Genomic DNA, 12357 nt, shown 5'->3' on the forward strand with positions numbered 1-12357 from the left:
TAATGGACAGGCTGTGGAGAGGTTCACAAATGTGATCAAATGGTCGGTAGTAGTGCGATTTCTGCGGTTCGTTGCGGCATTCGGCGGAAACGCTGACAAGCCTGTCAACCGCAGAGGTCGAACCGGACCGGAAATTCAACGATAAACATGTGAACGTCGGGCCCGGCTTGACCTGCGAAAAAACGTGGGGTGTGAAGAACTACGCCGGTGCCACGGCCGAAGTGGTGCCCAGACCGCCCACCCAGCCCGCGGTCGCGATGGCGCGCAGTCCGTCGTCGCCCTCGGTGAGCCGGCCGTGCGGGCCCAGAACGGCCGTGCTCCCGTCGTGCCAGCGGACCGGCAGACGGCCGTGGCGGTGCAGCAGCTCGCTGAACTTCGTGGTCAGCTTGGCGTTGCCGATGTGCACCCAGCGGCTCGGGAACAGCTCCAGCAGCTCGATCGTCGCCGGGCTGAGCTCGGGCACGACGGTGATGCCGTGATCGCGGCCGTACTCGACCAGCTCGCGCAGCGCGTCCGGGTCGCCGTCTGGGAACACGTGCAGCACGTTGAGCTTGTAGGCGGCCATCTGGTCGATGGCCCTGCGCATCTCGGCCGGCGGCAGCAGGGCGCTCGACACCCCGCGCCACGCGAACGCGGGCGAGTCCCGCACGTCCGCCGCGCGCACTGTGCCGTCACGGGTCATCAGCTGCCGGAACGACTGCACGCCGTGCCGCAGCCCTGCCTGAGTACCGGCGCGCAGCATGACCGCGTCGTTGCTGACCAGCAGCGCGTAGCCCTCGGGGCCGAGTCCGCGCATGGCCGGGTCGTGCGACACCATCAGCATGCCGTCGGGCGACTCCGCGAGCAGGTAGCCGGTCTGCGCGAAGATGTGCTCGCGCAGCAGGGCGGCCGCGGTACGGGCCTGTCCGGTCACCCGGACGGCGACGTCCTCGGTCAGGACGAACGAGCCCGTGCGACGGGGCGCGCTCGTGGGCATGGGAACAATCACCGGTTTCCTCTCCAGCGGATTAACGCTGGCAGTATCAGGGGAGTTCCGGCAACCGGAGGGTGAACGTGGTGCCGCGGCCTGTTGTGCTGGTCACACCGATGGATCCGCCGTGCGCCTCGACCAGCTTGCGCACGATCGCGAGGCCCAGTCCGCTGCCGCCCGTGCTGCGCGTCCGCGACTTGTCCGCGCGCCAGAACCGGTCGAACACGTGCGGCAGGTCCTCCTCGGAGATCCCCGCGCCGGTGTCCGCCACCGAGATCACCACACCGTCGTCCTGAACCGCGCTGACCTCGACCGAGCCGCCGGAAGGCACGTACCGCAGGGCGTTCGCGACGAGGTTGTCGAGGATCTGCCGCAGCCGCAACGCGTCCGCGCGAACGACGAGCGACGGTGCGGCGGACACCGACAGCGTGATCCCGGCCTGCGCCGCCCGTGCCTCGTGCGCCGCCCGGACCTGCTCGAACGCGGCCAGGACCGGCACCGGCTCGACGGTCAGCCGCAACGAGCCCGCGTCGGCCACGGCGAGGTCCTGCAGATCGTCGACGACGTGCTGCAGCACGAGGGCTTCCTTGAGCAGCAACGTGACCAGCGCCGGGTCGAGGTCGCTCACCCCGTCCTCGGCCGCCTCCAACCAGCCCCGGATGTTGCTCAACGGCGTGCGCAGCTCGTGCGCGACGTCGCTGACCATCGCCTTGCGCGCCTGCTCCAGCTGTGCCCTGTTCGCCGCCATCGTGTTGAACGCCCTGGTCAGGCCCGCGATCTCGTCCTGGCCGCGCACCGGCACCGGCGGGATGTCGGCCGGGCCACCGGACATGTGCTGCGCCGCGGCCGTCAACGCCCGCAACGGCCGGGTGATCCGGGCCCCCGCGAACGCCGCCACACCGACCGCGGCCAGCAGCACCGCGGCCGCGGCACCCACGACCCGCCAGCCGTTGCCCGACAACGAGATCGCGGCGGTCGGCGCGCCGGTGGGGTTCGTCAGGTAGAGCAGGACCGGCGGTGCCACGTGCTGCGTGAGCTGCTCCCTGCGTGAGGACGCGACACATCCGGCGACGGCGGGCTCGTCCGGGATCGCCAGCCCAGTGGACTGCTTCACCGCGGGTGTGTAGTGGGGATCGAGCTCCACCGGCGGCAGCGACTTGCGCGCCAGGCAGGCGTTGACCAGGTCCTCCAGGTCGAGCAGCGCGTAGAGGTCGGCGGCGGTGTCGAACTGCAGCTCCGAGTCCCGGCAGTCGACGTTCGCCTCCTTGCGCTTGACCATCCGCAGGCAGATGAGCGTTCCGGTGTGCTCCTCGCGCTCGCGGAAGTCGATCGGCGTGCGGAACGGCCCCAGCACCCGCTTGTCGATCCGGTCGGCGGGCGCGTCCGGCACCAGCACCGGGTCGACCGCCAGCGGATCCACGACCGCGGCGGCCGTCGCGGGCAGCTGGCCGCCGTCGCCGCCCCGGTCGACGATCGTCCGGCCGTCCTTGGTGACCAGCGCGATGCGGCGGTGCGGGTGCTCGGTCACCAGCGAGTCCAGCCAGCCGTCCACTTCGGACCAGTCGCGGTGGGCGGCGGCGTAGGACAGCAGCGTGGCGTAGATCTTGTTGTCGGAGGCCAGCTCCCGGCCCTGCTCGCGGGCGATGGACGCCTTGGTCAGCTGGGTGGCGAGCCACGCGGTCGCGGCGATCGAGCAGAGCGCGATCAGCACCACGACCACGAGCAGCCGGGTGAAGACGCTACGGCGCATCACGGCGTCCCGCGGTGAGCTTGTAGCCGATGCCGTAGACGGTGACGAGGTGTTCGGGCGCGCGGGCGTTCGTCTCGATCTTGCGGCGCAGGTTCTTGACGTGCGTGTCGATCGTGCGGGTGGTGAAGAAGCTGTCGATGCCGTGCATGCGTTCCAGCAGCTGCTCGCGGCTGAACACGCGGTCCATCTCGGACGCGAGCACCCCCAGCAGCCCGAACTCGCCGGGCGTGCACTCCACCGGTTCGCCGCGCACCGTGACCTCGTGCCGCACCGGGTCGACCACGATCGGCCCGACCTTCAGCAACGGCGCGGGCCGCGCCGCCGGGCGTCGCCGCAGCAACGTCCGCACCCGCGCCACCAGTTCGCGCGGGCTGAACGGCTTGGTCATGTAGTCGTCCGCGCCGATGCCGAGCCCCTGCAACAGGTCGTCCTCAGTGGATCGGGCGGTGAGCATCAGCACCAGCACATCGGAGTCCGCGCGCAACGCCCGGCAGACGTCCAGCCCGCCCAGACCGGGCAGCATCAGGTCCAGCACCACGAGTTCGGGCTGGTGGATGCGGACGACGTCGAGCGCGTCCCGTCCGTCGTGGACCACGAGCACCCGGTGGTGGTCCTGTTCCAGGTAGCGTCGGACGAGTTCGGCCTGGTTCTCGTCGTCCTCCGCGACCAGGATGAGAGCGCTCACCGCGCCGAGGATACGGACGCTCTCCGGGTGATCACCGGTTCGTCACAGGATCCTCACAAGTGCCTTCGAAGATCCACCGCATGCGCAAGACAGTCATCGCGGCCACGCTGCTCGTCGTCGTGGCCGTCACCGCCGTCGTGCTGGTCGTGCGCGCAGTGACGTTGATGAGGGGAGCTTTCCCAAACCTGAGGTTTGGGAAAGCTCCCCTCATCAACTAAGCGAGCAGGTCGTGCACCCGCGGCACGACCTGCGTCCCGTACAGCTCGATGGTCCGCATCAGCGACTCGTGCGACAGCCCGCCGATCCCGTACTTCAGGTCGAACCTGCTGGCACGCAACGTCTTCATCGTCCGCGCCATCTTCTCGGCCACGGTCTCCGGCGACCCGACGAACAACGCGCCGTGTGGTCCCACCTCGTGCGCGTAGGACTCCGGGGTCGGCGTAGCGAACCCGCGCGTCCTGCCGAGCCGCGTGATCACGTCCAGGTAGTGCGGCCAGAACTCCTCCCGCGCCTGCTCGTCGGTGGCGGCGACGTGGCCGGGGGAGTGGATCCCGATCGGCAACGGTGAGCGCCCGAACTTCTCCAGCGCGTGCAGGTACAGCTCGGAGAACGGCGCGAACCGGCCCGGATGCCCGCCGATGATCGCGAGCATCAGGGAGAACCCGTGCGACGCCGCCCGCACCACGGACTGCGGGCTGCCGCCGACGCCGATCCAGGTCGGGAACGGCTCGGTGAACGGCACGACCTCCTGTTCGTGCAGCGACGAGCGGGTCTTGCCCTGCCACGTGACCGGGCCGCCCTTCACCAGTTCGGCGAACAGCTGCGTCTTCTCCTCGAACAGGTCCTCGTAGTCCGCAAGGTCGTAGCCGAACAGCGGGAACGAGTCCACACTGGACCCGCGACCCAGGATGATCTCGGCGCGGCCCTCCGACACGGCGTTCAGCGTCGAGAACCGCTGGAACACCCGCACCGGGTCGTCGGAACTCAGCACGGTGACCGCCGAGCCCAGGTGGATGCGTGAAGTGCGGGCGGCGATCGCGGCCAGCACGACGTCGGCGGCGGACAGCGGCATGTCCGGGGTGTGGTGCTCGCCGATGCCGAAGAAGTCGAGGCCGACCTGGTCGGCGAGCACGCCCTGGTCGACCAGGTTGCGGATGGTCTGGGCGTGCGTCAGCGGCCTGCCCTCGGCGTCGTGGGTGACGTCGCCGAACGTGTCGAGTCCGAACGTGTTCATGACAGCTCCCTTGCGAACTTCTCGAATTCCGGCCTCCCGGCCACGACGCCGAACAGCGGGGTGCCGGGTTCCAGCAGGCGTCCTGACGTCAGCGGACCCACCGGCACCGGGTCGAACCCGATGCGGGCCAGGAACTCCGCGACCACCTCGACGGCCTCGTCGCCGGCCAGGCCGATCGCCCGGCCGCCCGGCGGTTCCATGTCCTGGTAGGCGATGTGGTTGAGGGTTTTGACGACGTGCGCGCCGGCCAGCCGGCGAGCCACCTCTTCGCTCGTGCCCGACGGCGCGTCGGCGGGCGGCCAGTGGTTCATCGCGTCGATGACGACCTTGCCCGCGAACATCGCCGGTTCGAGCGTCCCGAACCGGTGCCAGGGGATCGCCAGCACCACGAGATCGGCGTCCTGGACCGCGTCGGCTGCCGATCGCGGCACCGCACCCGGCGCCAGGAACTCGGTGATCATCTCGATCCGCGCGGGATCACCGGAGCCCGCGATGGCCACCGGGTAGCCCGCCGCGAGGGCGAGGCGGGCGATGACGGGACCGACGTGGCCCGCCCCGAGAACAGCGATCTGCACAGCGCATCCGACCTGGTTGGTTGACGTGTCATCAAGGATAACCGGACCAGCCCCCGTTTATTCCGGCGGTGGCCGCGTGCGGGCTGCGTTAGCGTCGCGGGCATGTGGGATCTCGGTGACGCGTATGAGCGGTACGTGGGCCGGTGGAGCAGGCCGGTCGCGGTGGAGTTCCTGCGGTGGCTGGCCGTGCCACCGGGCCGGACGTGGCTCGACGTCGGCTGCGGCACCGGCGCGCTGACCGAGACCGTGCTGGCGCACGCGCACCCGGCCGCGATCACCGGGATCGACCCGTCGCCGGGCTTCCTCGAACTGGCCAGGCAGCACGTCCACGGCGCCACCTTCGACGTCGGCACCGCCGTGGACCTGGGCGACCTCGAAGCCGACGTCGTGGTGAGCGGGCTCGTGCTCACCTTCGTGCCCGACGTGCCGCGCGCCGTCTCGGAGTTCGCGCGCGTGGGCTCGTTCGTCGGGTCGTACGTGTGGGACTACTCGACCGGCATGCAGATGATGCGCTACTTCTGGGACGCCGCACGGGACGTCGACCCCGCTGCGGCCGAGCACGACGAAGGCCTGTGTTTCGCGCACGTGAGCGGGCAGGACCCGTTGCGCGACCTGTGGACCGGCGCCGGGCTGAAGGACGTCGAGGTGACCGGCATCGTGGTGCCCACGGTGTTCCGCGACTTCGCCGACTTCTGGGAACCGTTCCTCGGCGGAGCGGGAGCCGCACCCGCGTACTTCGCCACGCTGCCCGCGGACCAGCAGGCCGCGATCCGCGACCTGCTGGCGTCCCGGCTGGACACGGGAGGCCCGATCGAGCTGACCGCCAGGGCGTGGGCCGTCAGAGGGTCGCGCTGAGCAACCGCTCCAGGTACGGGTTCACCTCAGCGGCACCCGCCCCGTTCCCTCTACGCTGCCTCGATGCGACAAGTGTTCAGGGGCGCGGTGCTGCTCCTGCTGCTGTTGATCGTCCTCCCGGCACCCGCGAACGCGCGACAACAGCAACCTCCGGTGGTCAAGATCGGCACGGAGGGCACCTACCCGCCGTTCTCGTTCCACGATCCCCAGACGCAGGAACTGACCGGCTACGACATCGAGGTGGTCAAGGCGATCGCCGCGAAGGCCGGGTGGCGGCTGGAGTTCGTCGAGACGCAGTGGGACGCGGTCTTCCCCGCGCTCGACGCCGGCCGGATCGACCTGATCGCCAACCAGGTGTCGCGCAACCCCGAACGCACGGCCAAGTACGGCCTGTCGAACACCTACACCTACTCGCGCGGCGTGATCGTCCGCCGCACCGGTGACGACCGGATCAAGTCCATCGCGGACCTGAGCGGCAAGACCACCGCGCAGTCCAGCACCAGCAACTGGGCCAAGATCGCCCGCGACGCCGGCGCCCGCGTGGAGGCCGTCGAGGGGTTCGCCCAGGCCGCGGCTCTGTTGCAGCAGGGCCGGGTCGACGCGATCGTCAACGACAACATCGCCGTCCTCGACTACCTCGCGACCACCGGCTCGAAGGACGTGGAGATCGCCGGTGACGCGGGCCAGGCGGGCAGCGAACAGGTGCTCGCGCTGCGCAAGACGGACGCCGCGCTGCTGACGCAGGCGAACCAGGCGATCGACGCGTTGAAGGCCGACGGCACGTTGCGCGGCATCTCCCAGAAGTACTTCAAGGCCGATGTGTCCGTTGAGGACGGTGGCACCGCCGACCTGTCCGAGGGCCGTGGCCCGCGCAGCACGTGGGACGTCCTGCGCTCCACCGCGTGGCCGATGTTCGTCGGCCTGGTCAAGGTCACCATCCCGCTGACGGCGTTGTCGTTCGCGATCGGCCTGGTGCTGGCGCTGCTCGTCGCGCTGGCCCGGATTTCGCCCTACCGGGTGTTGTCCGGCGCCGCGCGGGCGTTCATCTCGATCATCCGCGGCACGCCGTTGCTGTTGCAGCTGTTCATCGTCTTCTACGGACTGCCGCAGATAGGGCTGAAGTTCCCGCCCTTCACCGCCGCGGTGGTCGCGTTCTCGTTGAACGTCGCGGGGTATGCGGCCGAGGTGGTCCGTTCGGCGATCCTGTCCGTGCCGCGCGGCCAGTTCGAAGCGGCGTCGACCATCGGCCTGAACTACTCGCAGACGTTGCGTCGCATCGTGTTGCCGCAAGCTGCCCGCACGGCCGTGCCACCGCTGTCCAACACGTTGCTGTCGTTGCTCAAGGACACCTCGCTCGGTTCCGTGGTGCTGCTGACCGAACTCTTCCGCGAGTCGCAGCTGGCCGCCGCCGAGAGCAACGAGTTCCTCGCGCTCTACTCCTTCGCGGGGCTCTACTACTGGCTGATCTGCGTGGCGTTGTCCGCCGGGCAGAAACGACTGGAGACCAGGCTGAACAGGTACGTGATCGCATGACCGACATCCGCATCGAGGTCTCCGGCCTGCACAAGTCGTTCGGCTCGCTGGACGTGTTGCGCGGCATCGACTTCACCGTCCCGCGTGGCACCTCGACCGTCCTTCTCGGGCCGTCCGGCTCCGGCAAGACCACTGTGCTGCGTTCGCTGAACGTCCTCGACACGCCGGATCGCGGCGTGGTCCGCATCGACGACGTGTCGGTGGACTTCTCCGCGTTGCCCGCCGGCAAGGCGGGACGTGCGGCCGCGCAACGGTTGCGCGCGCAGAGCGGCATGGTGTTCCAGTCGCACAACCTGTTCCCGCACCGCACGGTCCTCGAGAACCTGACCGAGGGGCCGGTCGTGGCCCAGGGGCGGCCCATCGAGGAGGTCGTTGCCGAGGCTCGGGTGCTGCTGGACCAGGTCGGCTTGGCGGACAAGGCTTCCTCGTACCCGTACCAGCTGTCCGGTGGGCAACAGCAGCGCGTCGGCATCGCTCGTGCGCTGGCGTTGAAGCCACGCGTCGTGCTGTTCGACGAGCCGACGTCCGCCCTGGACCCCGAGCTGGTGGGAGAGGTGCTGTCGGTGATCAAGGACCTGGCGTCGGAGGGGTGGACGACCGTCATCGTCACGCACGAGATCCGGTTCGCCGAGAGCGTGGCGGACCAGATGCTGTTCCTCGACGGCGGCGTGATCGTGGAGCGAGGCACGCCGGGCCAGGTGATCGGGGAGCCGCGGGAGGAACGGACCCAGCGGTTCCTGCGTCGCGTGCTGGACCACGGTTGACATTTGTCATCTCGATGAGGTGACGCTGCCTCACTACTGGCTTTCGCTCTCGCCGAGCACGCTGATCTGCATGGAAAAGGTGCTCGAAGTACGTGGGGCGCGCTTCGACTACGGCGCCACGCAGGCAGTGGCCGGCGTCGATCTCGACGTCGGCGCGGGGGAGTGCGTGGCGTTGCTCGGGCCGAACGGCGCCGGCAAGACGACGCTGGTCAATCTGGTGATCGGCCTGCTCGCCGCCAAGGAGGGCCGGGTTCGCGTCCGCGGCGGTGATCCGCGGATCGCGTCCACCCGACGGCAACTCGGTGTCGTGCAGCAGTCGCTCGGGTTCCCGAACACGCTGAAGGTGAGCGAACTGGTCACCGGTGCCGCGGTACGGGCGGGCGTGCCGCGCTCGGCCGCCGGGCCGGTCATGGCCGAGCTCGACCTGACCGATCTGGCTTCGCGGCGCGCCGCGAAGCTGTCCGGCGGTCAGAAACAACGGTTGCAGCTCGCCATGGCGCTGGTCGCCGAACCCCGGTTGCTGGTGCTGGACGAACCGACCGCGGGCCTGGACGTGCCCGCCCGCAGGAGGTTCTGGCAGATCCTCGCCGAGCGGCGGGCGCGCGGCACCGGCGTGCTGCTCACCACGCACCTGATCGAGGAGTCGTCCGCCGTCGCCGACCGCGTGGTGGTGCTCGACCGCGGTCGCGTGCTCGCCGAGGGGACGCCGGACGAACTGGTGGCGCGGCTGCCCGACCGCACGGTGATCGCGCGGACGTCGTTGGTGCGCACCCGGCTCGAAGCCATTCCCGGTGTGGTGTCGGTGCGCGACGACGGCGAGCACGTGCGCCTGGGCACTCGCGCGCCGGAAGCGTTGCTGCGGGTGTTGCTCGCGGAGGACCCCGGCCTGACCGATCTGCGGGTCGAGGGTGCCGGGCTGGAAGAGGCAGTGGCGGGTCTGATCGAGAGGGGTGCGGCGTGAAGGTGTTCCGGGTGGAGCTCGCGGACGAGCTGAGGGGTGTCGTCCGCGAGCCGGCCGCGCTGTTCTTCTCGATCTTGATGCCGGTGGCGTTCTTCGCGCTTTTCGTGTCCCTGTTCGGGAAGTTCAGCAACGGAGGGCTGTCGGCGGGCACCGCGATGGTCGCGACGTTCGGCGCGTTCGGCGTGATCTCGGTGGTGTTGATGAACCCCGGGATCGGTGTCGCGGCGGACCGGGAACGCGGGTGGCTGCGGGCGAAGCGGGTGTCCGCGGTGCCGATCTCCGTGACGCTCGCGGCCAAAGTGGTGGCAGCGCTGCCTTATGCGGCCGGGGTGTTGCTGGCGATGATGGCGACCGCGGCGATCACCGGTTCGTTGGACGCGCCGGTGCCCGCGCTGCTGCGGATGCTGCTGGTGCTGGTGGTGGGCGCGTTGCCGTTCGCGTTGCTGAGCCTGGCGATCGGCTTCCAGGTCGGCTCGGGTACCGCGGCCGCCGTGCTGAACGCGGTGCTGATCCCGTCGGCCGTCGTGTCCGGGCTGTGGATGCCGCTGTCGATGATGCCCGCGTTCTTCGCCGACATCGCGCGGTTCCTGCCGACCTACCACCTGGCGGGGCTGGCTACCGCGCAGCTGACCGGTGGGCCGGTGTGGGCGCACGTGTTCGCGCTGCTCGGCTTTGCCGTAGTGGCGGCTGGGCTGGCCGCGGTGTCGTATCGTCATGCCCGATCATGAAAAAAGTCGCTGGGATCTCCCGCTGGATGCACCTGCTGTACCTCGGGAACCTGTTGTGGGCACCGGTGTTCGACCCGGCCGCGGACTGGGCGGACTGGACGCTCGTCGCCGTCGTGGTCGTGGCGTTCGTCCCGATGTACGTGCTGGCGTGGCACCGCACGGATCTCGTCCGCTGGCGGTGCCTGGTGCCGACCGTCGTGCTCGGCGCGCTGGCGACGCCGTTCAACACCGGTGCCGCGGTGCTCTTCGTCTACGCGGGCGCGTTCGCCGGCCTGGCGGAGTCGCGGCGCGTGGCGATGAGGTGGTTCGTCGGCCTGACCGCGCTGATCGGTGTGTTCGCCGTGGTGTCGACGGTCGAGATGCCGTACCGGTTGTGGGGCTTGCTGCCGTCGCTGATCTTCCTGTGGCTGATCGGCATCCTGCAGGTCGAGTGGGCCGAACGCGACCGCGAAGCCGCCGAGCTGCGCATCCGCACCGCACGGGTCGAGCACCTCGCGACCCTGGCCGAACGCGAGCGCATCGCCCGCGACCTGCACGACCTGCTCGGCCACACGCTGACCGCGATCGTCCTGCGCGCCCAGCTGGTCGCCGCGGATCCGGCGCGGGCTCAGGAGGAAGCGGCGGAGATCGAACGCGCGGCCCGTGCGGCGCTGGGCGAGATCCGCGACGCCGTCACCGGCTGGCGCAGCGCGAGCCTGGAGACCGAACTGGAGGCGGCGCGCGCGGCGTTGACGAGCCTCGGCGTGGAGGTGGTCGTGCGGCGTGACCCGGACCTGACGATCGTCGGTTCGACCGAACACGAGCTGGCACTGGCGTTGCGCGAAGCCGTCACGAACGTGGCCCGGCACGCGCGGGCCAAGACGTGTCACATCGGCATCGAGGCCCGCGACGGCGAGCTGTGCCTGGTGATCGCCGACGACGGCATCGGCAACCACGCCCCGGAAGGCAACGGCCTGACCGGCATGCGCGAACGCATCGCCGCACTCGGCGGCCTGGTCCGCCGCACCGGTTCGGCGGGCACCACCGTCACCATCGCCGTGCCGCTGCGGGTGGCGACGTGATCAGGGTCGTCCTGGCCGAGGACCAGGCGATGGTGCGCGGCGCGTTCGCCCAGCTGCTCGACCTGCAACCGGACGTCACGGTCGTCGCCACCGCCGGCAACGGCGACGAAGCCCTCGCGGTGGTGGCCGAACACCGTCCGGACGTGCTGCTGACCGACATCGAGATGCCCGGCCGATCGGGCCTCGACGTAGCCCAGGAACTGAGCCGGTCCGGCGACCCCACCCGCGTCCTGATCATCACGACGTTCGCCCGCAGTGGGTATCTGCGCCGCGCGATGGACGCCGGTGTCGCGGGCTACGTGCTCAAGGACGCGCCGATCGCGGACCTGGTGTCCGCCCTGCGTCGGGTGCACGCCGGCGAACGCGTGGTGGCACCGGAACTCGCGATGGCCGCGTGGGACAGCGTTGATCCTTTGACACCGCGGGAACGCGAGTTGCTGCACGAGGTCACGACCGGCGCGAGCAACGCGGACATCGCGGCCCGGCTGAACCTCGCGGAAGGCACCGTCCGCAACTACCTGTCGACGGCGATGGCGAAGCTCGGCGCCCGCAACCGGTCGGACGCGGCGAACATCGCCCGTGAGCGCGGCTGGCTGTGATCAGCCGGATGCTTCGACCTCGGCGGTGAACACCCGCAGAAGTCCTTCGACGCCACGGAGAAACGTCTCGCAGACGGCCTCCGCGTCGGACAGGCACCCCGCCGCCATCGCGCCGTCGCGCAACATCACGAAGTGCTTCGCGGCGGGCCCGGCGTCGTCTTTCCGGATCAGGGCGAACTGCTCCGTGACGGTGGCCTCGAACCACTGGCGGTGGGCCAGCACGGCCTGATGCACCGCATGGTCGGGGTCGGGGTACTCGGCGGCGGCGTTGAGGAAGGCACAGCCCCGGAACTCGGGCGACCTGATCCCGGCGGCGATCGCCTGGCTGAGCGCCCGCAGGGTGTCGGCGGGGGAGTCGCTGCGGGCCGCGGCGGCCTGGGCGCGCATGGCCGTGTCGACCTCGGTGAGGTAGGCGACGACGAGCTCCTCCTTGCCCAGGAAGTGGCGGTAGAGGGTGGCCCGCGTGACCTGCGCTTCCTCGACGATGCGGTCGATGCCCACGGAGTGGATGCCCTCGGCGTAGAAGACCTTGAGGGCGGTGTTGAGCAGCCGGGACCGCGCTTCGGACGGCCGGGTCGATTCGGTGCGCGCCATGTCCCCGACTTTAGCGGATAGAACGTTCGGTCTTGACGATCTGGTGGT

14 protein-coding genes are annotated in these 12357 nt (G+C 70.0%); 8 read left to right on the top strand and 6 right to left on the bottom strand.

The annotated features are described in order from the left end of the window. Positions 1-199: 199 nt before the first annotated feature. The 3 genes from G7043_RS37560 to G7043_RS37570 are packed head-to-tail and all read right to left on the bottom strand — an operon-like array spanning position 200 to position 3405. On the bottom strand, positions 200-988 hold the full coding sequence (locus G7043_RS37560) for a glycoside hydrolase family 20 zincin-like fold domain-containing protein (RefSeq protein WP_313888264.1): 789 nt from the start codon (positions 986-988) through the stop codon (positions 200-202). A gap of 34 nt (positions 989-1022) precedes the next feature. Next, on the bottom strand, positions 1023-2720 hold the full coding sequence (locus tag G7043_RS37565) for a HAMP domain-containing sensor histidine kinase (RefSeq protein WP_166053439.1): 1698 nt from the start codon (positions 2718-2720) through the stop codon (positions 1023-1025). Continuing rightward, a complete protein-coding gene (locus G7043_RS37570; RefSeq protein WP_166053440.1) occupies positions 2710-3405 on the bottom strand; it encodes a response regulator transcription factor in 696 nt (231 codons plus the stop codon). The genes G7043_RS37565 and G7043_RS37570 overlap by 11 nt, the downstream gene beginning before the upstream one ends. Before the next feature lie 80 nt (positions 3406-3485). Between G7043_RS37570 and G7043_RS37575 the strand changes: the two genes are divergently transcribed. Then, positions 3486-3623 (top strand): hypothetical protein, encoded by a 138-nt coding sequence (locus G7043_RS37575; RefSeq protein ID WP_166053441.1) that lies wholly within the window; start codon positions 3486-3488, stop codon positions 3621-3623. Here G7043_RS37575 and G7043_RS37580 read toward each other — a convergent pair. Further along, positions 3620-4639, bottom strand: coding sequence for an LLM class flavin-dependent oxidoreductase (locus tag G7043_RS37580; protein WP_166053442.1), 1020 nt, complete (start codon positions 4637-4639; stop codon positions 3620-3622). The genes G7043_RS37575 and G7043_RS37580 overlap by 4 nt on opposite strands. Then, positions 4636-5214 (bottom strand): NADPH-dependent F420 reductase, encoded by a 579-nt coding sequence (locus G7043_RS37585; RefSeq protein ID WP_166053443.1) that lies wholly within the window; start codon positions 5212-5214, stop codon positions 4636-4638. Before G7043_RS37585 ends, G7043_RS37580 begins: the two co-directional genes overlap by 4 nt. Positions 5215-5316: 102 nt before the next feature. Here G7043_RS37585 and G7043_RS37590 point away from each other — a divergent pair, with 102 nt between their 5' ends. From G7043_RS37590 to G7043_RS37620, 7 genes are all read left to right on the top strand, one after another. Beyond that, entirely contained in the window at positions 5317-6069 is a 753-nt protein-coding gene (locus G7043_RS37590) for a class I SAM-dependent methyltransferase (RefSeq protein ID WP_166053444.1), read from the top strand. 63 nt (positions 6070-6132) lie between these two features. Next, positions 6133-7602 carry an ABC transporter substrate-binding protein/permease gene (locus G7043_RS37595; protein ID WP_166053445.1) on the top strand — a complete coding sequence of 490 codons (1470 nt, stop codon included), beginning with the start codon at positions 6133-6135 and terminating at the stop codon, positions 7600-7602. After that, positions 7599-8366: an amino acid ABC transporter ATP-binding protein gene (locus G7043_RS37600; RefSeq protein ID WP_166053446.1), complete on the top strand. Its 768-nt coding sequence runs from the start codon at positions 7599-7601 to the stop codon at positions 8364-8366. Before G7043_RS37595 ends, G7043_RS37600 begins: the two co-directional genes overlap by 4 nt. 70 nt (positions 8367-8436) lie before the next feature. Beyond that, positions 8437-9327 (top strand): ABC transporter ATP-binding protein, encoded by an 891-nt coding sequence (locus tag G7043_RS37605; protein ID WP_166053447.1) that lies wholly within the window; start codon positions 8437-8439, stop codon positions 9325-9327. Beyond that, positions 9324-10055 (top strand): ABC transporter permease, encoded by a 732-nt coding sequence (locus G7043_RS37610; protein WP_166053448.1) that lies wholly within the window; start codon positions 9324-9326, stop codon positions 10053-10055. The genes G7043_RS37605 and G7043_RS37610 overlap by 4 nt, the downstream gene beginning before the upstream one ends. Beyond that, entirely contained in the window at positions 10052-11116 is a 1065-nt protein-coding gene (locus G7043_RS37615; RefSeq protein WP_166053449.1) for a sensor histidine kinase, read from the top strand. Before G7043_RS37610 ends, G7043_RS37615 begins: the two co-directional genes overlap by 4 nt. Continuing rightward, positions 11113-11715 (top strand): response regulator transcription factor, encoded by a 603-nt coding sequence (locus G7043_RS37620; protein WP_166053450.1) that lies wholly within the window; start codon positions 11113-11115, stop codon positions 11713-11715. The genes G7043_RS37615 and G7043_RS37620 overlap by 4 nt, the downstream gene beginning before the upstream one ends. Here G7043_RS37620 and G7043_RS37625 read toward each other — a convergent pair whose 3' ends face one another. Next, the gene (locus G7043_RS37625) at positions 11716-12309 is read right to left on the bottom strand and encodes a TetR/AcrR family transcriptional regulator (protein ID WP_166053451.1); all 594 of its coding nucleotides are present in this window, start codon (positions 12307-12309) and stop codon (positions 11716-11718) included. It lies immediately after the preceding gene. Positions 12310-12357: the final 48 nt, after the last annotated feature.

Origin of the sequence: Lentzea alba (assembly GCF_011067745.1) — a bacterium.
GTDB classification, from domain to species: Bacteria; Actinomycetota; Actinomycetes; order Mycobacteriales; family Pseudonocardiaceae; genus Lentzea; species Lentzea alba.

Coding starts and splice junctions, on each gene's coding strand:
- G7043_RS37580 (WP_166053442.1), bottom strand. CDS start 4,639: ATGAACACGTTCGGACTCGACACGTTCGGCGACGTCACCCACGACGCC.
- G7043_RS37565 (WP_166053439.1), bottom strand. CDS start 2,720: ATGCGCCGTAGCGTCTTCACCCGGCTGCTCGTGGTCGTGGTGCTGATC.
- G7043_RS37605 (WP_166053447.1), top strand. CDS start 8,437: ATGGAAAAGGTGCTCGAAGTACGTGGGGCGCGCTTCGACTACGGCGCC.
- G7043_RS37575 (WP_166053441.1), top strand. CDS start 3,486: ATGCGCAAGACAGTCATCGCGGCCACGCTGCTCGTCGTCGTGGCCGTC.
- G7043_RS37615 (WP_166053449.1), top strand. CDS start 10,052: ATGAAAAAAGTCGCTGGGATCTCCCGCTGGATGCACCTGCTGTACCTC.
- G7043_RS37625 (WP_166053451.1), bottom strand. CDS start 12,309: ATGGCGCGCACCGAATCGACCCGGCCGTCCGAAGCGCGGTCCCGGCTG.
- G7043_RS37600 (WP_166053446.1), top strand. CDS start 7,599: ATGACCGACATCCGCATCGAGGTCTCCGGCCTGCACAAGTCGTTCGGC.
- G7043_RS37595 (WP_166053445.1), top strand. CDS start 6,133: ATGCGACAAGTGTTCAGGGGCGCGGTGCTGCTCCTGCTGCTGTTGATC.
- G7043_RS37590 (WP_166053444.1), top strand. CDS start 5,317: ATGTGGGATCTCGGTGACGCGTATGAGCGGTACGTGGGCCGGTGGAGC.